Below are 22919 nucleotides of genomic sequence, written 5' to 3'. Positions count from 1 at the left end.
GAAACAGGGGCGCCTTTTTGGCAGGGGGGGGATCCCGCGGCAAGAGGTTTCCCGGGGGGACGGCCGGTGAAACCGAGGACGGGGGTGGGGGGTTTGCCAGGGTTGGGGGAGCAGGGGCCGATGGGTGTTGCTCCGCACACCAGCGGGTGCCGGGACCCACGGCCCTCCATTGGAGGCTCAAGCCTCCACATGGAGGCCCCGCCCTCCAGCGCGGGCCTCCACCCAGGTGTTCCCACAATAAAAAGAGGCCTTTTTCAGCGCATCAGGGAGCTGGCATCACCCGTGCAAAGCCATGGGGACGCTGGCGCTTCGCCGCGAGATGAGCCGTCAATCGATTCCTTCGAGGTCCGTCATGAAGAACAATACCCGCACGTCGCTCCCCGTCATCGCCGCTCTGTTCTTCTTCGCCGCGAGCTTGGCTCCGAGCGCCGCCAGCGCCCAGACGCTCTGTGGTCCGCCGCCGCCTCCTCCCGCGGCGACCAAATGGCGCATCCGCAACGCCAGCGTCCAGGAAGACAGCGGTCAATGGGTGCTGCGCGAGATGGCTTTCTGCGCGGACGCCGACTGCAATCAGCGCTTGACGGGCGGCACCGCCATCGACAGCGGAGACTCGGAGTCGTGGTCCCTCCCGAGCTACGCATTCGATGGGAATACCTCGACGTTCTGGAAGACGTTCGATACCAACGTTGCCGGCCAGTCGTGGATCGGCATCGACTTCGGCGCGCCCAGGGGCGTGCATGGCATCTACCTCAAGACCGACAACGTCGTCTACTCGGTGGACTCGATCTACGTGGACTACTACGACGCCAATCGCGGCCACTGGGTCACGGCAGACATCCTGTACAACGTCCCCTCGGGCTCCGAGCTGATCTATGACGTCAAGATTCGCCGCGCGTTCCCCGTGAGCTGGCGCATCCGCAACGCCAGCGTCCAGGAAGACAGCGGTCAATGGGTGCTGCGCGAGATGGCCTTCTGCGCCGACGCGGACTGCAACCAGCCGTTGACGGGCGGCACCGCCATCGATAGCGGAGCCTCGCAGTCGTGGTCCCTCCCGGAGTATGCGTTCGATGGGAATACCTCGACGTTCTGGAAGACGTTCGATACCGGCGTCGCCGGCCAGTCGTGGCTCGGTATGAGCTTCGACGCGATCACCAGGGCCAATGGCCTCTACCTCAAGACCGACAACGTCGTCTACTCGGTGGACTCGATCTTCGTGGAGTACTACGACGCGCTCGCTCAAGCGTGGGTCACCGCGGACACCATCGACTCCATCCCCTCAGGCTCGGAGCTCACCTACAGCCTCGCCTGCCAATGAGCACCATGCTTCGAGGGTGCACGGCCGAAGCTTTTCCCTTCTTCCCCGGCCGCCCGACCGCTATCCTCCCTCGCCATGTCCGACCGCGACACACCCCACGACGAGGCGACCGAGCTCGAGGCCTGGCAGCTCGACATGCAGCTCCGCGCTGCCGAGGGCGAAGGTCGGCTCGAGCTCGCCGCTCCGCTCGCCGAACGACTCTTCGAGATTCGCGACCAAAAGCTCGGCGCGTTTCACCCCGACACCCTCGCCGCCGCCACCACGGCGCTCACGCATTATACCAAGCTCACACAATGGGCCGCCGCCCTGGGCCTCCTCGAACGCCTCATCGACGCCCGCATGCTTCACGGCGCCGAGGAGCCTGCCGCGCTCGAAAAGCACCTCCAGGGGCTATCCGACCTCGCCCGCCTGCTCGTTGATGCCGGCGAGCTCGACAAGGCCCGCCGCGCCGCGACGAAGGCCCTCGAGATCAAGCGCAAGACCTTCGGAGAGGGCCACCTCGAGCTGGCCTCGTCCTTCGCGCTCCTCGCCGACATCGAGCTCGAGCGCGGCGAGCTCGACAGCGCCGCGGACGCCGCGCTCGCCGTGTTCGAGATCCGAAGCAAGCACCTCGCCACGCATGCCGCGGACCTCTATGCGGACGCCGTCCGGATAGGCGACATCTTCGCCGCAATGAAGGACTACGAGGAGGCGCGCAAGAGCTATCGGCTCGCCGTCGACATCACGGCCAGGGCGCTCGACAGTGACCCACGGAAGATGGGGGAGGCGCTCCTGCGTTACGGGCGCGCCGCGCTCGCCGAAGAGAAGCCGGAGTTCGCCGAAAGGCCGCTCGAGAGTGCGCTCGAGATGCTCGAAAAAGCGTCCGGGCCGAAGGACCTGTCCCTCATCGTCGTGCTGGACGAGCTCGGCAAGGCGTACCTCGCGCTGGACGATTACGACGCCGCCGAAGAGACGTTCGAGCGCATGCGTGACGTCTATGCGGCGCACTACCCCCCCGAGAGCACCCATTGCGTGGTGCCCAGGGTCCATCTCGCGGAGGTCGCGACGAAACGCGGAGAGCACGCGCGCGCGGCGGCGCTCTACGAAGAGGCGCTTTCCATCGCGGAGAAGGAGTTCGGCAAAGAGAGCCTGCGCCTCCGGGTGGTGCTCGACCGCGCGGCGGAGGCCCGGCTCGAGGAGGGGAACCTCCCGCGCGCGAAGGAGCTTTCGACGTGGCTCTTGCGGCTGTTCGAGCCTCACGTCGCCGGCCCCGACGATCCGGCGCTCTTGCCAGCGGTGCGCAAGCTGGCCGATATCGCGCTTCGCGAGAAGCTGGCCGGCGCAGACGACGTCCACGTCGAGGAGGTCGCGCGGCTGCTCGATTGGGCCACGCGGCTGATGCACGCAGCGGCGGCCCAGATCACCGCGGAGACGGAGGCGCTCAAGGCGAAGCGCGCGCAGGCACAGGAGGAGGAGTCGGGGGAGCGGTCCGGCGAGTGAGGAGCGCGGGGGGCGTCGGGCGTGGCTCGTATCGGCCGCGCTCGCTTCCCCAGGGGCAAAGGCAGCCGCCGCGAAGGCCCCGTCAAAACCGAGCAGGAAGGTCGGGCTGTATTACGGCGGAAATTTCGAGGCGCCGCCGTATCAGCCCTGAGCCGGTGGCCCGCTTGCCGCTTCCGCTCCTGACCGGGGCCGCTCTCCGGGGCCCGGGGGCCGACGCATGGCACTTGTGGCGCGTGCCAGCAACGAAGCATGGTCAAGCTGGCAAGCTTGTGCGGAATCAGCGCAGCAGCGGACCCGTGTCGACGATCCGCACGTCGTGCATCTGGTGCAGGTAGGCCTCGAGGTAGCCCTTGTGCGAGGCGCCGACGATGACCAGCATGCGCATGCCGGGACGATCGCCCAGCACCTCGCGGATGTTGGCGGCCATGCGCAGGTTGCGCGTTTCCCAATAGCCGAGGTAGTTGCGGCCGAAGCGTTGCGGCGACGGCTCTTCGAGCGCGGCGCCGAAGTCGCTGTCGAAGGCGAGTTTCGTTTCACCTGGCGCGTTGGCGGCGCGGTACATCGCCAGCACACCCTCCGCGGTGTCGAGATGTTGTTCCAGGGCCGCGCTCGCCGCGAGCCGTTTCTTCGTCGCCGGGTTGTCCCAGGCTTTCGAGATTGCCGCGCCGGCCGCCTTCTCGTCCGCGCTCGGGCCGTCGGCCGTATGGTCGTCCATCGGGTACACGCGTTCGTGTCCGAGGCGCGCCGCCAGCTGCGCGCCGACGAGGATGCTTTCGTCGCGCTGTCCCTGCAGGCGGTTCAGCTGCTCGACCAGCGCCCCGTCCAGCCCGTCGCCGGCGCGGCGCTCGGCCTCGGGCAGGCGCAGCCACTGCACCACGGCCGACGCCTGTTCGCCGCCCGCCAGGAACACCGCCGCCAGCCTGCGCCGCTGCGCGGCCGTGGGGGCGGCAGGCCAGGCGGCCAGCAGCCTGTGCGCCTCGGCGGTGGCGGCCGGCACGTCGAGGCCGGTCGTGGCCCTGGCCGGGTCCGGGTCCGGGCAATACGTGGTGATCGTGTCCTGGTAGCGCAGCGGGTAGCGGCGCAGGACGTCGCACTGCGGCCCCGACAGGGCCTCGATCGCAATCGCCTGCGGCCGCCATGCGGCCAGCCGGTCGAGCAGGGGGCGCAGGCCGGCCGGGTCGAAGCGCTTGGGCAGCTGCGACAGGTGCGAGGATCCCAGCACCAGTACCTCGTTCGCCGGGCCGCCGGCAGGACCTTTCAGTTTGCTCGGGTCGAAATCGGGCTGCTGCGCGCAGGCGCCGGCGGACAACAGGAATGCAAGAAGCAGGGTGCTGGGGCGGGCCATGATCAGATGTCCATGTGTTCTGGATGTCCGATCCTAGAGGGGCGAAAAACCTCCGGTCCAGCAAAAACGGATACAGACGTCAAAGCTATGCGGGACGGCTGGGCGGGCGCTAGGCAGCCACCGCCACCGCCTGTGGCGCGCGGCGCTTCAGCCAGCGGCGTGCGGCGCGCAGCGACGGCGCCTCGACCAGGTGCCAGCTGAGCATGGCCAGCGGCAGCACCACGGCCAGCGTCACCAGCGTCAGCCCCACCGGTCCGCTCGGGGGCAGCAGCTCGCGCAGCATGATAATGACCGGCCAGTGCCAGATATAGATGCCGTAGAAGTAGTCGTGGCGCTGCACGTGCGCCGCCCAGGGCAGACGCCCCTCTGCGATCGTCTCCGGCGTGAGCGCCACCGCCCGCCAGCGCCTCTTGCCCGAGCATTCAGGACACACCGTCACGTCAATCGCAAACACATGCCGCAAAAACCACGCCCACGGCTTGCGGCGCATCTTGCCCGCGTCGAATCCCGATGGAGCCTCCATCTGCCCGAACAGCGATAGCTGCTCAATGCCTGATGTCGTAAACGTCGCAGGGGCTGGCTCCATCGCCAGGGCCGAGGGGCGCAGAGAGCCCACGACGTGCCTGCGCAGCGCCGCATTCGGGGCGAGCACTCCATGAAATCGGATCATGTGAAATCGTGGCGGCGGTATCACCGCGCATACTCTCGCCAGAAGCTCGTGCGGTTCGAAAACGACGAATCGTGTCCCATCGCGCCACGCCTTCTTCAACTCATAGCGCAGCTTCCCGCCGGCGATCTCGACGAGCCGTTCCTGTGCAATCGGCGGCCGGGCCAGATACCGGCACAGCCTCTCCCTTCGACATTTGGGGCTCCGGATCGCCTTCGGCGTCCTTCGCCCCAAGCCCCGCGGTGGCAATCGCGGCCATCGATCACCGCGCCCGCGTGAATGTCGAAGCCCATCACCACGGAAGCACGCTCACCGTCGCGCGCTCGATCGCCCTCCACCATCCGAAGCGCGGACGCACGAGCTGCCACACCATAACAAGCGACGAGCGGCCTGGTGCAGGTGCTGACCGGCAACGGCAGCATGCGCCCGTTCCTGCTGGTCGGTATCGAGAATACCGAGCGCCGCCGCGACATGACCGGCCCGAGCAGCGATCCGCAGGAGCAGAAGATCGCGCCGCGCATCGGTGGCTCGGCGGCGTATCGCACCTTCCTGCGCGATGAGCTGATGCCGCAGGTGCGCCAGCGCTTCGCCACCACCGACGAGCGCGCCCTGATCGGCGAGTCGCTGGCCGGTCTGTTCATGGTCGGGACGTTGCTGCAGGAGCCGACGCTGTTCAACAGCTACATCGCGCTCGACCCGAGCCTGTGGTGGAACCGCGGCGCACCGCTGGTTACGGCGCCGACGCTGCTGCCGGCGGTGGCGCGTGCGCGGTCGCGGGTGTTCCTGGCCAGCAGTGGCCAGCCCGAACTGGCCGAGTCCACCGTGCGTTTTGCGGCGCTGCTGCAGCAGGCTTCGCCGTCGCCGCTGGTGAAGTACCAGCCGCTGCCGGAAGAGACGCATGCCACGATCTACCACCCGGCGGCGCTGCAGGCATTGCGCACGCTGTTCCCGGCGCCGCCGCCGGCCACGCCCTGAGCGCGGTTGGCGAACAGCAGCGAGCCATGTGAGGATGCGGCAGAGGCGCCATCAGCGTGCGCCGCCCGCAACGGGAGAGAGAACGGATGCAGCGTGTGCGTGGATGGAGTGTGCTGGCCTGCCTGGCCTTGAGCGGGTGTGCGATGTCGATGGCACCACCGGTCCGGCACAGCGATGCGAAGGGCAATACGACCACGCCGGGCGTGGTGCTGCCGGATACCGAGGCACTGCGCGTGCATGACCCGATCGGTCGTGACTACCCGGTCTGGGTGGCGCTGCCGGGAAGCTACGCGGCTCACCCCGAAAAGCGATATCCGGCGCTGTATGTGACTGACGCGCTGTACAGCTTCCCGCTGGTGCGCAGCCTGCGCAACCTGGTGGGCCAGCAGGGCGTCAACATCGAGGATTTCATTCTGGTCGGGTTGCCGCCGCAGGAAGGGCTGAGCTCCAAGGCCAGTCGTTCGCGCGACTACACGCCCAGCGAGCCGGTGCGTACCGACCCGCGCGACTACAGCGACGACGTCACCTACGGCGGCGCCGCGCACTACCGCGATTTCCTCGCCGACCACGTGCTGCCGATGATCGATGCGCGCTACCGCACCGATCCGGCGCGGCGGGCCTTCGCCGGCCATTCCTATGGTGGCCTGTTCGGTGCCTACGTGCTGACCACGCGGCCGGCCATGTTCCAGACCTACATCCTGTCCAGCCCGTCGCTGTGGTTCGACAACCATCTGGTCCCGCGCATGCAGGCCGATGCGCAGGTGCCGACGCAGCCGACGACGGTGCTGCTGTCGATCGGCAGCTACGAAACGGTCAAGCCGGAACCACGATACTACACCCGTAACGACATGCTGCGCCACAACGCCGAGTTCGCAGAACAGCTGCGCCGCAGCGGTCGGCCAATGAAAGTGGAGAACACGGTGATCGACGGCGAAGATCACTTCACGGTATATCCCACTGTGATGACCCGCGCGCTGCTGCAGGTGTTCCCGGGCAAGGGGCCGTACAGCAGTGGTTGAGGGCGTCCGCGCTGTCACGTTGACCATGCCAGAACGACCATCCTTCGTGCTGGCATGATCAACCGCCGTTCTACTGGATGACGGTTATTGGTCCGATGTCGACTCGGCCACCGCCACCGCCACCACCGCCAGGGCCCCAGCCGCCACCTCCCCAGCTTCCGCCGCCGAAGTCCCCGCCGCCGCCGCCCCCACCACCACTGGTGGTGGGATACTGCACCTAGGACAAATAAACCAGGATTTCCGCCTTCTCGGGGGCGTAGCACGCACGGCCCGCTCCACGACGTGGAGCCGCCCTCCTCGGTCCCCGTGGGCGATGATCCATCGGTTCATGAGAGGTCTATACGTCCGCCGCCGCCGTCATCTCCCCGCGGTGGCGCGATGTACCTGCGGGTCAGCAAGGGCGAGCCTCGCTCACCAGCGGCGCACCTCCGCGCCGAGGCCACGCACCTCGCCCGAGGCCGAGCACCTCGACGCCGGGGATCGGGGTGGGTGGGGAGGCGCGGCGGGGGGGTTCGACCCTGGGGGGGCTGGTCAGGGCGGGTTGCCGTCGGCGTCGCTCACGCAGAGCGGATACGGACGCCCGCGGGCGCTACTCGGCCGTTGCCGCGCCGGTGCGGCTCGCGCGCGTGGATTCGTCCATGTGGTCCATGAAGGCGCGGACGCGGCTCGTGCTGCGAAGGTCGGGCATGGTGAGCAGCCATACGTCCCGGCTGAAGCGCGGATCGACGGGCCCCACGCGCGTCAGCGCGGGATCCGCGTCGCCCTCGAAGCAGGCGAGGAAGTGCAGGCCGATGCCCGTGGCGACGGCCTCGCGCAGCACCATCGAGCTGACGTCCATGCGCATCGCGATCCGCGCGCCGGGGGCGTTGCGGGCCAGCCACTCGTCGAGCCAGCGCAGGTTCAGGCGCTCGTCCCAGTGGATCCAGGGGTAGTCGCCGTAGCCGGCGTCCGGGCCAAGCCGCTCGACCAGCGCGCGGCTGCCGTAGACCGCGAAGTCCACGCGCCCCACCTTGCGGCCCACGAGGTACTCCGGCGGCGAGCTCGTCATCCGGAGGGCGACGTCGGCCTCGCGCCGCGTGAGCGACACCTCGTCGTTGCTGGACGTGACGGTCAGCTCGACGCTCGGATAGCGGGCCAGGAACGACGCGAACGCGTCGCGGTACCTGCGAAACAGGATGTCCATGGTCGCCACGCGGAGGCTGCCCTGGAGCCGCACGTCTCGCCCGAGGACCCGTCCCTCGAGCGCGAGCACCTCGGCCTCCATCCGCTCGGCGACCTCGGCGATGTCCTGCCCCGCGCTCGTGGGCACGAACCCGTCCGGGGTCTGATCGAAGAGGCGCGCGCCCAGCGCCTGCTCGATCGCGCGTACCCGGCGTCCGACGGTCGTATGACTCGCGCCCAGGCTCTCGGCGGCGCGGCTCAGGGTTCGGTCGCGCGCGATCGCGAGCACATATCGAAGGTCGTCCCAGTCCACCTCTGCATTTTCGCACAGCGCGTGAACGGAATCGACGCTGGCCCGCGCGGCCCCGCACGCCCACCCTGGCTCCGCCGGCGCTCGCGCGCCGAGCCCACGGAGCACCATGGACACCGCCCTCCAGATCACCGACCACGCGTCCCGCATCCACACACCGGCGCCCTCGACCTACGCCAGGATCACGGGCCTGGCCTATCTGCTCGCGATCGTGCCCCCGGTCCTCAACCTCGTCTTGATCCAGCCTCACCTCGTCCAGGCGGGGGACGTCGCCGGGACGGCCGCCAGGATCGCGAGCCACCCGACGCTCTTCCGCCTCGGCCTCGCGCTGGACCTCGTGATGTTCGCGGCCGTCCTGCTCTTGTCGGCCGCGCACTACGCGGTCCTCGCGCCGGTCGACAGGAACCTCTCGCTCGTCGCGCTCGTGTTCCGCGCCTCGGAGGGCGTCCTGGGGTGCGTCACGGTGCTCGCCGGGGCCTTCGTCGCCGTGCTGGCGGAAGGCCGCACCGCGCTCGACGCCACGCAGGCCGCCGCGCAGATCGACCTGCTCCTGAGAGTCCGCGCGGTCGGCATGGACTACCTGCTGGTCCTGATGTGCCTGGGCGCGATCCCCTTCTGCTGGCTCTTCTACACGTCGCGCTACGTCCCGCAGCGCCTGTCCGGCTTCGGGATCGTGTGTTACACGCTGATCCTCCTGGGGTCGCTCACGAACATCCTCATGCCGCAGTACGCCAGCTACACGGTGCTGGCCTTCGCGCCAGGGACGCTCTTCGAGCTCACGATCGGCGTCTGGCTCCTGCTCCGGGGCGTGAGCGTCCCCTCCAGAGCTAGCTCGTGAGCCGATCCGACATGATGGTGCGTTTCGACGAGCTCGAGCGCGCGCGCTCTCGCCTAACGAGGTGCGCTCGTGACCGACGAGTCGCCCGACCGAAAGCCCGAGGGGTAGCGCCGCCCGCTCCTGTGGGTGCCCGGCCTCCTGTTCGTCGAGGTCGACGCGTACTCCGACCCGCCATGGCAGGGCCCCCTGCGCCTCGACCCGCGCGCCGGGCCAGTTGTCGAGGACGTTGAAATGACCTTTGTAGCATTGCCAAAGCTTTCGGTGCCGCTGCTGGATTTTCATCTTGGCGGTGGACGACTCATTTCACTGGTGAAGGTGAACGACATGGGATTCGCTTACAGCGCACCCAAGTTGGCAAACCTATGCTTGAGTGAATGTTTTGATGCACCCGAAAATCGACTCGGCGGCGCGGTTTCCTTTCCGAAAGATTTCTCCCCTGCCAACCAGGCGGGAATCATGAGCCATCCCTTTAGGCTATTGAATTGCGTCGCAGTAGAGGCAGGCGATGACTTGACGCCAATCAGCCCAGTCGAGTTACAAGGATTGACGCGTGTGTGTGTCGAGCGAAAGCTCAAGACCAAGAAGGGAAGGCCTGTCGATCCACGAGACTTGGATGCGACTCCAGGCGTTTTCATGATTGATAGTAGTTCGCCGACGATTCACTCCGCCGCAGAAGTACACGCGGAAGGAATGATGCGGATCGGGCTTGTTCGGTTTAGCGGGACATATCGACAAGGGTCAGAAGGTCTCGATGATGCGGTCCTCATCGGACGCGTCCTGAACATGTTCTGCGCCATGATCGATCCAGACGGCATGATCGTTGATATGTCTGATCTCGACTATCGATACGGCAATGACTTGCACGTAGCGACCTACAAGTTCCATGGCGCACGATCGCCGATCGTCGTTGTTGTCAAACCGCACCAGTTGGATGCTTACCGAGACGCCGGCATCAATTGCATCGGATCTGATGGGTCCGCGGCAATGGGGTTGGCCGTAGAACGAGCCACGGAATGGGCTCGTGGTCGCGTAGCGCCATGACCCGGGTCTGGCAATCAATGCACCGAACTCGAGCCGCTCACCCCTTGTACGCGGGATGCGGATGAGGTTTGACATCGTGGGCAGGTCGTGGCGAGGATCGGCCGTAGAAATGGCGGCAGTGGTTGCGAGCCAGATGGCCGATGGCGCCGCCGATCATCATGAAGTCGCCCGGCAGTACGTGCGAGAGGAAACGGGAGGCGTAGCGCGGCGGTTGCAATAGCGGGATCTATTCGGGGTGAGGCCTTGCCTTTTGTCTCTGGAATGGTCAGAGTTTCTGCGCGTTGATTCCCCGGCGCGATCGGCAAGCCCTCAGCACTGCCCGGAACCGCCGGCTGCTTGAAGCTCACGGCCAAGCACGGCGACCCGCAACTCGGCATCGACGTCCTGGGCGGCACGTTATGAGACCTGGGGGCAGGCGAGGATTCTGCTCAACGAGATCGACAGTCCAATTCGGCTGCAGGGGCACCTAGGACAAATAAACCAGGATTTCCGCCTCCTCGGGGGCGTAGCACGCATCTCGCGCGGCGCTCAACCGTGTCCTTCCACACCGGCGGCCCGCTGACCAGCCCGAGCAGAAGCCGGTCACCCCATCAACTTGCCCCGCAGCCCCGCCTCATGCAGCCCCCACAACCCGCGATGTTCAGGGTGAAAACCGCTCCGTGGTGTCCATCCAACCTTTATGATCTCAACGGTGGAGACCTGGACGGAGCGCCCCGCCAACACCGACGTCGAAGCGGTCGTTTGCCGCTACTTCAGTCTGCTCCGAGCTGGGAAGATCCCTGAAGCCGAACAGCTCGTCGATCACCCACCGGTCGGGCACGTGCTCAAGTCCCTATGGCTCGGCTCGGTCGGAGCGAGCGCCGATGCGGACGAGGCGAATTGCAGTCCTGCTGCCGACGACTGGGAGCAGGACCTGTCCTGGCTCCGCGAACTCGATCTCGGGGACTTCAGCTGGGGCCACACCGGCAGCCATCTCTACGTCGAGGTCACCTACCGCGCACAGACGATCGAGGTGGCATTGGGCTTCTGGGTCAAGCCTACCGATGCCGGCTGGGTCCTCGCAGGACCCTCCACCCTCTGGTAGAACACACGAAACCGCCGCGGCACCAGGCGACCTCTTTCCTGACGCCCACGACCGATGCTCATCGGACGCATGATGGGCGCAGAACAGCTGCACAGAGGCTGTGCCTCAGCGCGGAAACGGCAGCGAGAGCTGGCCCCTCGGCGCTCTCGGCCTCCTCGGCGGCCCGCGTGCGGAGAGCCCAGCTCGAGCCAGTCCCTCTGCGATCGTCTCCGGCGTGAGCGCCACCGCCCGCCAGCGCATCTTGCCCGAGCATTCAGGACACACCGTCACGTCAATCGTAAACACATGCCGCAAAAGCCACGCCCACGGCTTGCGGCGCATCTTGCCGCGTCGAAACCCGATGGAGCCTCCATCTGCCCGAACAGCGATGGCTGCTCAATGCCTGGTGTCGTAAACGTCGCAGGGGCTGGCTCCATCGCCAGGGCCGAGGGGCGCAGAGAGCCCACGACGTGCCTGCGCAGCGCCGCATTCGGGGCGAGCACTCCATGAAATCGGATCATGTGAAATCGTGGCGGCGGTATCATCGCGCATACTCTCGCCAGAAGCTCGTGCGGTTCGAAAACGACGAATCGTGTCCCATCGCGCCACGCCTTCTTCAACTCATAGCGCAGCTTCCCGGTCGTCGGCCACGCCGCGTCGAGCGGCATCTTCGGCCTGCTGCTCTGAGCCCGCAGCGGCTAGGATGGGGCCATGACCCATCCCATCGCGCTCCAGGGCTTTGACCACATCGTGCTGCGCATCCGCGACAAGGCGCGGATGGTCGGCTTCTACACCGAGGTGCTCGGCTGCTCCGTCGACTGGGACCGGCCTGAGCTCGGCCTCACCCACCTGCGCGCCGGCCGCGAGATGATCGACCTCGTCACCCTCGACGGTCCGCTGGGCCGAATGGGTGGCGCGGGCCCGCAGCTGGAGGGCCGCAACCTCGACCATTTCTGCCTGCAGGTCGCGCCGTTCGACGAGGCGGCGATCCGCGCCCACCTGGCCCGTCACGGCGTCGAGGTCACCGAGTCCGGCCAGCGCTACGGCGCGCTCGGCGAAGGCCTCTCGATCTATCTGCGGGACCCCGAGGGCAACACGGTCGAACTGAAGGGCCCGCCCGCTAGCTAGTGCCCCCCGCCTGGAGGCGGGGCGGCGCGCGGCCGGGGCGAGATCCAGACGATCGACGCGGCGAAGATGAACAACAGCATGGAGACCAGGAACAGGTGATTGGTCGCCAGCATGACCGCCTGCACCTGCACCATGCGCTCGATCTGACCCACCGCCTGATCCGGCGTCAGCCCCTTCGCGCTCATGGCATCGATGGTCGCAGGGACATCGTTGAGGTGTCCGACCAACTGGGCCCGCTTCTCGTTCGCGGTGTTGTCCCACAGGGTGGTCATCAGCGAGGTCGCGAACGCGCCCGCGCAGGTGCGCAGGAAATTCGAGAGCCCAGCCGCCGAGGCGGTCTCCTCAGGCTTGACGGCGGCACCTAGGACAACGCCTTCTTCAACTCATAGGCAGCTTCCCGCCGGCGATCTCGACGAGCCGTTCCTGTGCAATCGGCGGCCGGGCCAGATACCGGCACAGCCTCTCCCTTCGACATTTGGGGCTCCGGATCGCCTTCGGCGTCCTTCGCCCCAAGCCCCGCGGTGGCAATCGCGGCCATCGATCACCGCGCCCGCGTGAATGTCGAAGCCCATCACCACGGAAACACGCTCACCGTCGCGCGGTCGATCGCCCTCCACCATCCGAAGCGCGGACGCACGAGCTGCCACACCATAACAAGCGACGAGCGCTGGATCGAAATCGTCCACCGTACTCCCCTCGTCCCAGAGCCCATCCACAGCTCGGCCGCGCTTCTTCAGCGCGGCGACGACTCGCTTGGCCGTGCGCTCGGCAATGTCGAACACTTCGTCTGCCGTGGGCGCCGGGAGCGCGCGGAAGACAGGCTCTCCCATCGAATCATCCTCCCGCACATAGACCCCGTCCAGCGCGAGCGTGTGTACATGCACGTTGAGACGGAGCGCCGAGTCGAAGCGCTGGATGAACGTCACCGCCCCGGGAAACGCACGATCGACGCTTGCAAGCCCGAAGAGGCGCTTCGCTCGCCTTCGCAGCGAACGCAAGAGCTCCTCCACACATGCATTCACCAAGACGCACCGGTTGCCAAGGCGGGCGACTAGAAGTGCGTGCCGCCGTCGATGCGCACCTCGGTGCCCGTGATGAACCGGCCGTCGTCGCTCGCGAGCATCGCGACGACGCCCGCCACGGTCTCGGGGCCCGCGAAGCCCTGACCGAGCGCGGGCCGGAGCTTCATGAAGAGGCTCATGTCGGCATCCTCGGGGAGACCCGGGCCACGGCTCTGACCGCTCTGACCGGAGCCGTCGGTCATGCCCGACGAGATCGATCCCGGCTGCACGGCGGTGAAGCGGATGCCCTGCTTCGCGTACTCGGCCGCGAGCGCGTGGGTCATCGACTGCACGCCGCCCTTGCTCGCGGCGTAGGCGGCCATGTACGGGTGCGCGAACATCGCCGACGTCGAGCTGAAGTTGACAACGGCGGAGCCGTTGCCCTCGAGGAGGGCGGGGATCGCCTCGCGGATGACGAGGAACGTGCCGACGAGGTTCACGCGGACGATCTGCTCGAAGGCGTCGAGCGTGGTCTCGTGGGTGTGCGAGGAGCGCAGGATGCCGGCGGCGTTGACGAGCGCGTCGAGTCCGCCGAGCCAGGCGACGGCGTCGGCGACGCCCTCGCGGACGGACGACTCGTCGGCGATGTTCACGACGACCGTGTGCAGGCGCTCGGCCGCGTCGCCGGCCTTCGCGACCGTGTCGGCGAGGCCGGCTTCGCTCACGTCGGCGGCGACGACGCGGCCGCCCTCGGCGAGCATCCGCAGCACGGTGGCCTGCCCGATGCCCGATCCCCCACCCGTGACGAGTGCCCGGCGACCCTCATAGCGATTCATGTTGCTCCTTCGCTCGCTGTTGACGATACGATACGTCTGTGTGGCACGTTGTGCCAGAGTGTCCTCTCTGTGCATTTCCTGGGCGGGCCTCGTACGCTTCCAGAGTTGGAACGCCAGGCACCTAGGACAAATAAACCAGGATTTCCGCCTCCTCGGGGGGGCGTGAGCGCCACCGGCTCCAGCGCATCTTGCCCGAGCATTCAGGACACACCGTCACGTCAATCGCAAACACATGCCGCAAAAGCCACGCCCACGGCTTGCGGCGCATCTCGCCCGCGTCGAAACCCGATGGAGCCTCCATCTGCCCGAACAGCGATGGCTGCTCAATGCCTGGTGTCGTAAACGTCGCAGGGGCTGGTTCCATCGCCAGGGCCGAGGGGCGCAGAGAGCCCACGATATGCCTGCGGGCGGCGACGGCCAAGCTCGACGCGGAGACGGAGGCGCTCAAGGCGAAGCGCGCGCGGGCACAGGAGGAGAAGTCGGGGGAGCGGTCCGGCGAGTGAGGAGCGCGGGGGGCGTCGGAGGTCGACAAAGGCGCTCGTCATTCAAGGAAGATCTCGTGATCGCGCTGCACGCTGACGCGAACCTCCGCGAAGAACGCGTCGGGGAGCATGACCGAGCTCAGAATGCGGTAGCGGTTCGTTCCAGCCAATGGAGGCTCGAAGTGGTTGCCGAACTCGGTATATGCGCCCGGCTTCGGGAAAAACCTGCATTCTGGGCTCGTGAGGGGACCGCCGGGAATCCACTTGCCTTCCTTGACTCCGCCGCCGACGAACGCCCAATCCCCGACGACGATGTTCCACGCGTACACGCGGAATTGCATCTCCGCCACATTGCACAGATCTTCACGAATCGGCGTCGATTTCTCGGCATGAAATTGAAAGGACGACTCATAATCGAGCGGCGGCGTGCTGGTCGAGGGCACGGAGACCTCGACGACGTAGCTGTTGCAGCCATGGAGGGTGCCCGCCACGCCGGTGTTGTACGACGGGCCCCTGCTCGTCGAGGACTTCTCCGTTTCACCGGCAAGGAGGCTCAACGTCGCGTCCGGCGTGACGGACAAGCATCTCCTCGTCTGCGCGTCGGACTGGGCCGTCCCCCCCTCGCTCGTATCCCCATCCTCGGCCTCGGATACGCCGCCGTCCCCTGCACAAGCGCCGAGCATGATTACGAGGGACGCGATAGCGACAGACGCGGCGTACCCGACCGGTGCATGCATCGGAGCCCTGGGGAATGCCCTTCGAGAGGTCGGCCCATCCTGCATGTTCGTGGTCCCTTTCTCGGCGCGTCCTCGCGTATGCATCGCAATGGGCGTACCAGCTCCCACGTGCCCTCCCCGGCTCACGATGGGCGGAATGTGCACCTGCCCGCACACCCGACGCCCGCCATCCCGTAGCACCTCGACCCTGCGCCACGAGCCACCCCCCGGGACCGACGGGCTTCTCCGACATGCCCGCCGCGCCACCCGTCGCCACCAGCGACCACATCCGACCAGCGCCGCGCCCCGCGTCGAGCCACGAGCCAGATCATCGGATCAACGTGCATGGGAAGGAACGTGCCTGCGCGAGCTTCTCGGACCTGCTCGAACAGCCGCGGCCACCCTACGCCGAGCAGGTCCGATCTACCCGAACCACCCGAGCCCACCCCCTCCGAGCAGGTCCGAGAAGCTCGGCACAGGCGGACATCGGCGCGGGCGAGGTTCTCGGATCTCGTCGTACGGGGCGGCGAGCGTGTGTTCGAGCAGGTCGGAGAAGCTCGCCGGGCAAAGCAGCGGCGGCGGGGAGCAGGTCCGATCTACCCGAACCACCCGAGCTCACCCCCTTCGAGCAGGTCCGAGAAGCTCGGCACAGGCGGACATCGGCGCGGGCGAGGTTCTCGGATCTCGTCGTACGGGGCGGCCGGCATGTGTTCGAGCAGGTCGGAGAAGCTCGCCGGGCGGAGCGGCGGCGGCGGGGAGCAGGTCCGAGGAGGTGCGGGGTGGCGGACGTCGCCTGTCCGGCGAGGGCAAGGTTCTCGAACGCGGCGTGGATCTTCCGGGGGGAGGTCCGTCACTCTTCCTGACCGAGAGGGAAGACATCCTTTCCGGTCAGTCCCTTCCAGCATCGCTCGGCCAATGCGAGTATCTCCGGGGCCGCCTGCATCGCCTCGCGACTGTCCAAGCCCGGTTGAAGGAGAAGGCGGATGCGCTTGACGCGGTCGAGGTTCTCCGCAGTGAACTCCGCGTCTCCGGCGTAGATCTTGCCAGCCGCGTGAAGGGGGATCATCTGCTCGTATGCCTTCTCGAAGGCGTCGAGCAGTTCGAGGACCCTTTCACGATTCGCGACGACGTACGCCCATGCGGCGACGAACGGAAGCATTTGTGCGCCGCTGTAGAAATCGGCAACCTTATCTGCGTCAGTCATTCGATCCCCCTAGTGGCTTCCCGAGTATGAACAAAACTTCGGCAACGGAGTACCGAACGGCCAATAACAATCGTCTCCGTTGGGGTAATGATATCCACACATGAACCCTATGGGTAAAGTGTTGCACGAAAACAGCTCGCCATATCCGGGGTCGGATTTGTACGGATGCACAGCGAGTGGCACGCACCCAATCCCTTGCGCAATGCACCTCTCCGAGCACGTACCTCCCCAGTCCGGCTTCAAGCAAAAGACCTTCAGACCGGCTTCGTACGCATCCTCCTCGACCGGGCGGCTCTCCCCCTCGTCGGTTGCGTTGCATTCGAGTTGCTTGCTGGAGCGCTCCGGCTCCGGCGGCGTCTCTCCGTAGCCACCAACCCCGCTCGGGAGAATCACACCACCACCTACGCCGGCCCCTTCCCCGAGCTGATCGCGCGTATAACACTCCCCAACGGTATAGTTACACGCGGCGAAACCCCAGATACCAACGATCGCGACACAAACAAGACTTCTCACCGAGCTCATTTCGCCCCCCATCGAAGCACGGGACCTGCGACCACCATTGCTGCCATGCCGCCAGGAAGCACGAGGCTCCTCCCACCCACCCAGTCAACCGCGGCACTCACGGACACGCCCAGCGGGCCGACGAAGTAAACGTCCGCCTGCGCGCGGGCGCCTGGCGCTACACCCGCCACGCGGCCGCACAACGTGACGCCGCACGCCGGCATGGTGTAAAGCGAAAGTGAGGGACCAAGACTGAAGTTGCCTTGCTGCGACGCATATCCCACGGCGACGGACGTGTGGTTATAGACGCCGATGCCGAGTTCGTTGGTCGACGGCAGAATGCTGCACATCTCATCCACCGCGAGCAGGATACTGTCCTTCATGCGCCACGACATGCGCACGTGCGGACTCACCGCGAGCCGCGGGTCTGTGCCCACCAGAATCCCACCCAAACTCACGCCGCCGCTGAGTTCGAATGCGTGTGCCCGTCCCGGTGCTGCAAGGAGCACGGAGGCGTGCAGAAGAGCGGAGCAGAACAGCCCGAGCGACCGCACTCCCCCACCCGCCCCCCTTCGCTCTACCCCCGCACCTCGACCCGCTCCGGCTCCAGCGTCACCCCCAGGTACGCGAGCGCCTCACCGGGATCCGTGAACACCCCCGTCGGCCGCTCGTCCGCGCGCACTTGCCGCGTCACCTGCAGGATCCCCACGGCCGTCTGCACCAGCGTCGCGATCTTCTGGAACTCTCGCAGAAAGTGCTTCCGCAATCGCCCGAACTCCGCCTCGAAGTCGGGGTCGTTCCGCGGCAGCGCCGGGCGCGCGTCGATGAGCAACATCGTCCGCGGTCGCGAGACGTAGCCAATCGCCGTCTCCATTTCGAGAAACGTCTCCCGCATCGTCTCGATGCTGGGATAAGGCGCGCTCGTTCGTGTCACGATCAGGAGCTTTCGAGTCACGTCGTGCCGCACGATCATGTACGGATTGCGGTAGACCTCCTTGGGCCCGACGCGACTCGAAGGGACGATCGTCACGGCTCCGCCCCTCGCGTGCACGTGACCATGTGCAGCGAGGTGCCTTCGAGGAGCTGCACCTCGACCGAGCGGCCGAAGCGCGTCCGGGCGACGAGCGCGCGGATCGCCGGCGCATCACGCGGGACGACGCTCCACTCGAGCAGGTGCTCCATCATCGGTAGATCCGTGAGGTCCGGGCCGAGCGCCGTCCACACCGCCGTCCCCGAAGGCGCAAGGCGGCCCCACATCCAGTCGAGCAGCGCCACCGCGTCGTCGTCCGAGAGGTAGTCGAAGAAGCAGAGCGCATAGACCATGTGCTGCGGTCCGAGGAAGATCTCCGAGCCCGAGCCCGAGAGGCTCAAAGGCTCCGCGCAAAGGAACGTCATCGACGAGGCGTGGCCCGCCTCCGATGCCTGGTGGTTGCCACGGCGAAGCGCGTCCGGATCCGGGTCGATGCACGTCGCCGCGAGGGCGCCCTCGTCCGCCTCGTCCATCGCGTCGAGCAGCTCGTCGCCGCCGCCGCTGCCGATGCTCGTCACCTGGAAGGGGCCCGTGCCCGTGTGCTCCGCAGCGCGACGGACGATCTCGGCGACCATGGCCTTGCGGCTCTCGCGGCGCGCACGGCAGACGGCGCGGTCGAGGAACCAGCGATCGACGAGCGGACCGATGAGGCCGTCGCCCTCGGCGTCCGCATCGGCGATCGCGCGGCGCGTCCCGTCGTCCTCGGCGACGCCGCCGGGTTTGTCGTAGACACGCGCGATCGTCGCGCTCGACATGAGCAGCGCGAAGCAGATGCGGAAGACGAAGCTGCCGACGCCCTCGCGCAGGCGGCTGATGTCCCGGAACGTGAGAAGGTCGTCGACGCTGATCGCGAGCAGCGCCTTCTCCGTGGTGTGCTGTTCGAGCAGGGCGACCACACGATCGCACGCGGACGCGACCACGCGCGCCGCCGCGTCCACCGTGGTCCTGCGCGCCGCGAGCGACTCTTCGACGCGCTGGACTTCCTTCAAGACGGTCGTGAGGCCGTCGATCAGGCTCGAAGGGACGTGCCGCGCCGAGAGCTGGCCGTAACGCGCCTTGTGCGAGCGCTGGCCGCGGAGCTTCGTGAGGCTGCCGCTGAGCGCGCGCACGCGACGGGACAAACTCACCGCAAGCGAGCGGTAGAAGCGCGCCGCGAGGTCGGGGTGCGCGGAGAGAAGCGCCTCGAGGTCGGCGTTGTCGATGCGGTTGAGAACAGCGTCGCCCTCGGCGACGACGGTGGCGCTCGCGCTGCGTCGTTCGAGGAAGGAGATCTCGCCGAGGATCTGACCCGGGCCGAAGTAGCCGACGGTGACGCCGCCCGCGCGGACCGAGATGAAGCCTTCTTGCACGAGGAAGATCGCCTCGGGGCTCTGGCCCTCTCGGACGATGGTCTCACCCCGCACGACGTGCCGCCTCTGGCTCGATCGGAGCAGGAGCTCGATGTCCTGATCCCCCAGGAAACTCAGCTTGTCACGGAGCATGCGTCGGACCTCCATCCCCCACGGTCGCCTTGCGGAAATCGAACGCCGCCGGGATGCCGGCAAGGCCGTTCTCGATGACTCTCTCCCATGCTTCGAGCCCGAACCGATAGAGCGCGTCGCGGCTCTCCGGCACACGGCGCTCGACGGAGTTCATCATCATGTTCATCCCTCGGAGCAGCGGCGTGACGTGGCGCCACGACGTGCGCGGATACGCGAGCGCGTTCGCCAGGTCCTCGCCGACGAGGTGCCGCGACAGACCGTAGAGCAGATCCACGAGCCGCTGCGCCACCGCCTTCTGCGCCGGGTTCTTCGCGAGCTCGAGCGGCGCCTCCATGAGCGCCTTGACGAGCGCGCGCGAGTCGTCGTCCGGCGGATCCATCACCGCGTGGATGAGCCGGATGAGGCGCAAGCCCTCGGCCTCGGTGGCCGCGCAGATCTTCGAGTCGACACCGCTGAGCAAGCCGCCGTAACGCCAGAGCTGCACGATGTCGTCACGCTCGGCCTGCGGGACCTCGTAGCCGAGCTTCGAGAGGCCCTCGATGAGGACCGACGAGAAGAGCACGTTCGTCCCGGCCATGTACGCCTGGTTCACGGGCAAACCCCAGCGCTCGTAGGGCCAGGACTTGCGCTGCAGGAGGAGCCTGCGCACCTGCGCGTGCATGAGCCGGACGCGGATCGTGATCTTGAAGCCCGCGGCGCCACGACGAAGGCCGCCGGGGCGGCACGTCTCGACGAGGAAGCGCGCCGTCTCGGTGAGCCTGCGCGAGGCACGCTGGACGAGGCGACCCGAGGCCGTGAGGGGCTTCGAGCCATCCGGCGAGGCATAGGAGAGCGGGAGCGAGTAACAGGCGAGGACGACCGCGCCGAGAGGGCCGGTGCGTAAGATGGCGCGGCCGCCACGGTCGAGTTTGTCCCAGTCGAGCCAGAGCGGGATCTCGTCGACCTGCCGGAAGAACTGCACGAACGCGCGCGGCGGGCGGCGGACGCTCGCGATGCCCTCGTCGAGCGCCTGCTGCAGCATGCGGTTCGCCTGCGCGGGGCGGAGCTCGTTCAGCACGGCGACGAGTTCGTCCGCGGGCGGGTCGCCACGCATGAGGAACGGGCCGAACGAGTCGACGGCCTCGCCAAAGCGCTCGCGCGCCGCCGTTCGATCGACGTACCAGGTAGGCACGCGCGGCACGGCCGCGTCTTCAGGGATATCGGGGTGCAGCCTGGGGCTGTCGGTGCTCATGGCCGCCTCTCCTCCCCGACTCCTACCACGCCGGGCGGACGCCACGAAATGCCCAAAGACACGTCATTGCCTCTTGACACGAGGCCGCTCGCCCGCGGTCAACGGATCGAGCGCGGAGGCCGCACCGGCTCGTCGTGCGAGGAGCCCGGGGAGGAGCCGGTGGCCGAGGACGAGGCGCCGGAAGAGGTCTGCGAGACCGGCGGGGTCGCGGTGGACACGGGCGCAGCCATCGTGGACGAGCTGGAGGTCGACGACGGCTTCATGCCCTGCCGCAAGGCGCGGTGGTAGGCGAGCGTGAATTCCTGTCGATCGGTATAGACCGTGAGCATCCCCCCGAGCGCAAGGTTCGCGATCGAGACGCCCATGCTGACGATCTTCGAGCGGACGAGGATGTGGCTGCCCACGATCTTGCCGCGAATCCAGAAGATCCAATCCGTCAGCTTGAGGCGGGCGTCGGAGTCGTACCCGGAGAGGTCCCACCAGTCGTTGAAGATGATGGGTTTCACGCCTTGCCCGATCAGCTTGTCGATGGGCTGCGTGATTTTACTGACGATCTCTTTCTCGAGGTAGCCGCTGACCTGCTCGTAGACGACGTCGTCGACAGCCTTGATGCGTAGCTCCCCCCGGCTCCAGCGGATGTGCTCTTCCGCACTGGAGTGGGCTCTCGGAGGAACTGCCGGGGGCATGCGCCACTGATACCGGAATCCAAGATGAAAGGCCAGCGCCGGCCAGCGTGCCAGGTAGAACCCTCGGTGTTTCAGCACGGACCCGATGCGGCCCGGGCACGAACCCGACGCGGGAGGAGATCAACGACAGAGCATTGGTCTCATCGCGAGGCGTCGCGCCGGGGCGCTGCCCCGGGCCCCGCGGGGGCTGTTCGCCCCTCGACCCGAACCAGGGCAAGCCCTGGACCAGTTGGGGAAGAACTGCGCGATGCGCAGTTCTTCCCACAGGCCGGTGGTTGGCAGGATCGTCGTTGGTCTTGACCTGGCCTGTTCGATGAACTGCGCATCGCGCAGTTCATCGACCCCGAGTCCAGCGCTTGCGCTGGTCCGGGTGCAGGGGCGGACAGCCCCTGCTGGGGTCTGGGGCCAAGCCCCAGCGCAGCGCCTACTAGCGAGGGCTGGAGATGGGCGAACTGTCCGGCATGGCCTCGATGATCCGGCGGCGGCTGGCGCGGAGGAGGCGGCCCATGCCGGGCTCGATGTTGGGGATCGCCGTGCCGATGAGCCGCGCCCGCTCGGCGAGACGCACGAGGCCCTCCGGTCCGATGCGCAGGCGCGCCTTCGGCTCGATCACGCAGAGCATGCCTCGCGTGCGTCCCGCCGCGTCGAGCACCGGCGCTGCCGCGAAGCCCCGCACGAGCCCCTCCGTCACCGAGACGTCGCCCTGGAAAAACGGGTGCGCGAACGCGTCCGCCACGACGAGCGTCTCCCCCGACCCGAGCACGTGCCGGCCAATCCCCCCGAGTACCGGCCACCTGCGCGGATCCATCCCCACCGCCGAGACGAGGACGCGGCCCTCCCCCTGGGCCACGATCGCAAGCGCCACCGACGCGTGCAGCTCCTCCGCCGCCGACCGGACGAACCAGTCGAGGCGCGGATCCTTCGGGCCCTCCTGCATCGAGCGGACGGAGTTCACCTGCGTCGAGAGCGCCGCCTCCGAGAGCGGCGCCGGCAGCTCCGCGCCCTTCAGCAGGGCCTCGGCGACGACGCGCAGCGTGTCCGCCGAGGCGTTCCGCGGCAGGATCGCGTGGATGCCGAGGTGCTCGCGCAGCGCGCCGGCGAAGGCGCGGAGCTCGGGGAACGGCGAGGTGACGATGACCTTCGCGCCACGACCGCTGATGCGCGCGCGCAGCCAGTCGAGGACCTCGAATCCGTCGACGACGGGGAGCGACAAGGAGGTGACGAGCAGCGCCGGGGTCCCGAAGCGGCGGAGGAGCCAGATGGCGCGCTCTCCGTCCTGCGCGACGAGGGGGACGAGGCCGAGGGCGTCGACGACGGCGACCTGGGCGGCAGAGAGGGCTGGATCGGGTTCGGCGACGAGGGCGAATGCGGACATGACGTACCTCCTCCGGGGGGCGGGGGGTTCAGGGG

General features: G+C 67.5%; 24 protein-coding genes. 10 read left to right on the top strand and 14 right to left on the bottom strand.

Features of this window, described 5'->3' with window-relative positions:
- The first annotated feature begins 352 nt into the window (after window positions 1–352).
- The gene (locus tag KEG57_RS21945; protein ID WP_272420992.1) at window positions 353–1315 is read left to right on the top strand and encodes a discoidin domain-containing protein; all 963 of its coding nucleotides are present in this window, start codon (window positions 353–355) and stop codon (window positions 1313–1315) included.
- A gap of 75 nt (window positions 1316–1390) precedes the next feature.
- On the top strand, window positions 1391–2794 hold the full coding sequence (locus tag KEG57_RS21940; RefSeq protein ID WP_272420991.1) for a tetratricopeptide repeat protein: 1404 nt from the start codon (window positions 1391–1393) through the stop codon (window positions 2792–2794).
- 277 nt (window positions 2795–3071) lie between these two features.
- Here the strand turns inward: KEG57_RS21940 and KEG57_RS21935 are convergent, their stop codons facing one another.
- Both KEG57_RS21935 and KEG57_RS21930 read right to left on the bottom strand, forming a co-directional pair.
- Window positions 3072–4139 carry a DUF5694 domain-containing protein gene (locus tag KEG57_RS21935; protein ID WP_272420990.1) on the bottom strand — a complete coding sequence of 356 codons (1068 nt, stop codon included), beginning with the start codon at window positions 4137–4139 and terminating at the stop codon, window positions 3072–3074.
- Between the two features lie 109 nt (window positions 4140–4248).
- Window positions 4249–5040 carry a transposase gene (locus KEG57_RS21930; protein WP_272420989.1) on the bottom strand — a complete coding sequence of 264 codons (792 nt, stop codon included), beginning with the start codon at window positions 5038–5040 and terminating at the stop codon, window positions 4249–4251.
- A 159-nt stretch (window positions 5041–5199) separates the two neighbouring features.
- Here KEG57_RS21930 and KEG57_RS21925 point away from each other — a divergent pair, with 159 nt between their 5' ends.
- Window positions 5200–5781, top strand: a complete 582-nt coding sequence (locus KEG57_RS21925) for an alpha/beta hydrolase (RefSeq protein ID WP_272420988.1) — start codon at window positions 5200–5202, stop codon at window positions 5779–5781.
- An 86-nt stretch (window positions 5782–5867) separates the two neighbouring features.
- Window positions 5868–6800: an alpha/beta hydrolase gene (locus KEG57_RS21920; RefSeq protein WP_272420987.1), complete on the top strand. Its 933-nt coding sequence runs from the start codon at window positions 5868–5870 to the stop codon at window positions 6798–6800.
- Window positions 6801–7389: 589 nt separating this feature from the next.
- Here KEG57_RS21920 and KEG57_RS21915 read toward each other — a convergent pair.
- Entirely contained in the window at window positions 7390–8382 is a 993-nt protein-coding gene (locus KEG57_RS21915) for a LysR family transcriptional regulator (protein WP_272420986.1), read from the bottom strand.
- On the opposite strand from KEG57_RS21915, the gene KEG57_RS21910 reads away from it, so the two are divergent.
- From KEG57_RS21910 to KEG57_RS21900, 3 genes are all read left to right on the top strand, one after another.
- Window positions 8381–9109: a DUF4386 domain-containing protein gene (locus tag KEG57_RS21910; protein ID WP_272420985.1), complete on the top strand. Its 729-nt coding sequence runs from the start codon at window positions 8381–8383 to the stop codon at window positions 9107–9109. The two genes, KEG57_RS21915 and KEG57_RS21910, sit on opposite strands and share 2 nt — an antisense overlap.
- A 126-nt stretch (window positions 9110–9235) precedes the next feature.
- Window positions 9236–10150, top strand: coding sequence for a hypothetical protein (locus KEG57_RS21905; protein WP_272420984.1), 915 nt, complete (start codon window positions 9236–9238; stop codon window positions 10148–10150).
- Between the two features lie 691 nt (window positions 10151–10841).
- Entirely contained in the window at window positions 10842–11234 is a 393-nt protein-coding gene (locus tag KEG57_RS21900; RefSeq protein ID WP_272420983.1) for a hypothetical protein, read from the top strand.
- A 266-nt stretch (window positions 11235–11500) separates the two neighbouring features.
- On the opposite strand, the gene KEG57_RS56095 is transcribed toward KEG57_RS21900, so the two are convergent.
- Window positions 11501–11881 carry a transposase gene (locus tag KEG57_RS56095; RefSeq protein WP_372518259.1) on the bottom strand — a complete coding sequence of 127 codons (381 nt, stop codon included), beginning with the start codon at window positions 11879–11881 and terminating at the stop codon, window positions 11501–11503.
- 43 nt (window positions 11882–11924) lie between these two features.
- Between KEG57_RS56095 and KEG57_RS21895 the strand changes: the two genes are divergently transcribed.
- Window positions 11925–12341 carry a VOC family protein gene (locus tag KEG57_RS21895; RefSeq protein ID WP_272420981.1) on the top strand — a complete coding sequence of 139 codons (417 nt, stop codon included), beginning with the start codon at window positions 11925–11927 and terminating at the stop codon, window positions 12339–12341.
- Here the strand turns inward: KEG57_RS21895 and KEG57_RS21890 are convergent.
- Complete coding sequence (locus KEG57_RS21890) at window positions 12338–12613, bottom strand: hypothetical protein (protein ID WP_272420980.1); 276 nt, start codon at window positions 12611–12613, stop codon at window positions 12338–12340. The genes KEG57_RS21895 and KEG57_RS21890 overlap by 4 nt on opposite strands.
- A gap of 153 nt (window positions 12614–12766) precedes the next feature.
- Here KEG57_RS21890 and KEG57_RS21885 point away from each other — a divergent pair, with 153 nt between their 5' ends.
- Window positions 12767–13396, top strand: coding sequence for a hypothetical protein (locus tag KEG57_RS21885; protein WP_272458773.1), 630 nt, complete (start codon window positions 12767–12769; stop codon window positions 13394–13396).
- Here the strand turns inward: KEG57_RS21885 and KEG57_RS21880 are convergent.
- On the bottom strand, window positions 13393–14178 hold the full coding sequence (locus KEG57_RS21880; protein WP_272420979.1) for an SDR family NAD(P)-dependent oxidoreductase: 786 nt from the start codon (window positions 14176–14178) through the stop codon (window positions 13393–13395). The genes KEG57_RS21885 and KEG57_RS21880 overlap by 4 nt on opposite strands.
- 326 nt (window positions 14179–14504) lie before the next feature.
- Here KEG57_RS21880 and KEG57_RS21875 point away from each other — a divergent pair, with 326 nt between their 5' ends.
- Complete coding sequence (locus KEG57_RS21875) at window positions 14505–14681, top strand: hypothetical protein (protein WP_272420978.1); 177 nt, start codon at window positions 14505–14507, stop codon at window positions 14679–14681.
- 38 nt (window positions 14682–14719) lie between these two features.
- Here the strand turns inward: KEG57_RS21875 and KEG57_RS21870 are convergent, their stop codons facing one another.
- From KEG57_RS21870 to KEG57_RS21835, 8 genes are all read right to left on the bottom strand, one after another.
- Window positions 14720–15241 (bottom strand): hypothetical protein, encoded by a 522-nt coding sequence (locus tag KEG57_RS21870; protein WP_272458772.1) that lies wholly within the window; start codon window positions 15239–15241, stop codon window positions 14720–14722.
- 985 nt (window positions 15242–16226) lie between these two features.
- A complete protein-coding gene (locus KEG57_RS21865) occupies window positions 16227–16580 on the bottom strand; it encodes a hypothetical protein (RefSeq protein WP_272458771.1) in 354 nt (117 codons plus the stop codon).
- 518 nt (window positions 16581–17098) lie between these two features.
- On the bottom strand, window positions 17099–17464 hold the full coding sequence (locus KEG57_RS21860) for a hypothetical protein (RefSeq protein WP_272458770.1): 366 nt from the start codon (window positions 17462–17464) through the stop codon (window positions 17099–17101).
- A gap of 194 nt (window positions 17465–17658) precedes the next feature.
- Window positions 17659–18111, bottom strand: a complete 453-nt coding sequence (locus tag KEG57_RS21855) for a hypothetical protein (RefSeq protein WP_272458769.1) — start codon at window positions 18109–18111, stop codon at window positions 17659–17661.
- Window positions 18108–19592, bottom strand: a complete 1485-nt coding sequence (locus tag KEG57_RS21850) for a cyclic nucleotide-binding domain-containing protein (protein ID WP_272458768.1) — start codon at window positions 19590–19592, stop codon at window positions 18108–18110. Before KEG57_RS21850 ends, KEG57_RS21855 begins: the two co-directional genes overlap by 4 nt.
- Entirely contained in the window at window positions 19582–20823 is a 1242-nt protein-coding gene (locus KEG57_RS21845) for an oxygenase MpaB family protein (RefSeq protein ID WP_272420973.1), read from the bottom strand. The genes KEG57_RS21850 and KEG57_RS21845 overlap by 11 nt, the downstream gene beginning before the upstream one ends.
- Window positions 20824–20921: 98 nt before the next feature.
- The gene (locus KEG57_RS21840; RefSeq protein ID WP_272420972.1) at window positions 20922–21509 is read right to left on the bottom strand and encodes a hypothetical protein; all 588 of its coding nucleotides are present in this window, start codon (window positions 21507–21509) and stop codon (window positions 20922–20924) included.
- 427 nt (window positions 21510–21936) lie between these two features.
- A complete protein-coding gene (locus KEG57_RS21835; RefSeq protein WP_272420971.1) occupies window positions 21937–22884 on the bottom strand; it encodes a response regulator in 948 nt (315 codons plus the stop codon).
- Window positions 22885–22919: the final 35 nt, after the last annotated feature.

The organism is Polyangium jinanense (assembly GCF_028435365.1).
The sequence above is the reverse complement of the archived record's forward strand: the minus strand, read 5'-3'. Positions and strand labels throughout refer to the sequence as shown.

What these genes read in the sequence shown, in the direction of transcription:
- KEG57_RS21945 (WP_272420992.1), top strand. Translation starts at nt 353, where the DNA reads ATGAAGAACAATACCCGCACGTCGCTCCCCGTCATCGCCGCTCTGTTC.
- KEG57_RS21940 (WP_272420991.1), top strand. Translation starts at nt 1,391, where the DNA reads ATGTCCGACCGCGACACACCCCACGACGAGGCGACCGAGCTCGAGGCC.
- KEG57_RS21935 (WP_272420990.1), bottom strand. Translation starts at nt 4,139, where the DNA reads ATGGCCCGCCCCAGCACCCTGCTTCTTGCATTCCTGTTGTCCGCCGGC.
- KEG57_RS21920 (WP_272420987.1), top strand. Translation starts at nt 5,868, where the DNA reads ATGCAGCGTGTGCGTGGATGGAGTGTGCTGGCCTGCCTGGCCTTGAGC.
- KEG57_RS21910 (WP_272420985.1), top strand. Translation starts at nt 8,381, where the DNA reads ATGGACACCGCCCTCCAGATCACCGACCACGCGTCCCGCATCCACACA.
- KEG57_RS21915 (WP_272420986.1), bottom strand. Translation starts at nt 8,382, where the DNA reads ATGGTGCTCCGTGGGCTCGGCGCGCGAGCGCCGGCGGAGCCAGGGTGG.
- KEG57_RS56095 (WP_372518259.1), bottom strand. Translation starts at nt 11,881, where the DNA reads ATGCCGCTCGACGCGGCGTGGCCGACGACCGGGAAGCTGCGCTATGAG.
- KEG57_RS21895 (WP_272420981.1), top strand. Translation starts at nt 11,925, where the DNA reads ATGACCCATCCCATCGCGCTCCAGGGCTTTGACCACATCGTGCTGCGC.
- KEG57_RS21890 (WP_272420980.1), bottom strand. Translation starts at nt 12,613, where the DNA reads ATGACCACCCTGTGGGACAACACCGCGAACGAGAAGCGGGCCCAGTTG.
- KEG57_RS21880 (WP_272420979.1), bottom strand. Translation starts at nt 14,178, where the DNA reads ATGAATCGCTATGAGGGTCGCCGGGCACTCGTCACGGGTGGGGGATCG.
- KEG57_RS21875 (WP_272420978.1), top strand. Translation starts at nt 14,505, where the DNA reads ATGCCTGGTGTCGTAAACGTCGCAGGGGCTGGTTCCATCGCCAGGGCC.
- KEG57_RS21865 (WP_272458771.1), bottom strand. Translation starts at nt 16,580, where the DNA reads ATGACTGACGCAGATAAGGTTGCCGATTTCTACAGCGGCGCACAAATG.
- KEG57_RS21860 (WP_272458770.1), bottom strand. Translation starts at nt 17,464, where the DNA reads ATGAAGGACAGTATCCTGCTCGCGGTGGATGAGATGTGCAGCATTCTG.
- KEG57_RS21850 (WP_272458768.1), bottom strand. Translation starts at nt 19,592, where the DNA reads ATGCTCCGTGACAAGCTGAGTTTCCTGGGGGATCAGGACATCGAGCTC.
- KEG57_RS21845 (WP_272420973.1), bottom strand. Translation starts at nt 20,823, where the DNA reads ATGAGCACCGACAGCCCCAGGCTGCACCCCGATATCCCTGAAGACGCG.
- KEG57_RS21840 (WP_272420972.1), bottom strand. Translation starts at nt 21,509, where the DNA reads ATGCCCCCGGCAGTTCCTCCGAGAGCCCACTCCAGTGCGGAAGAGCAC.
- KEG57_RS21835 (WP_272420971.1), bottom strand. Translation starts at nt 22,884, where the DNA reads ATGTCCGCATTCGCCCTCGTCGCCGAACCCGATCCAGCCCTCTCTGCC.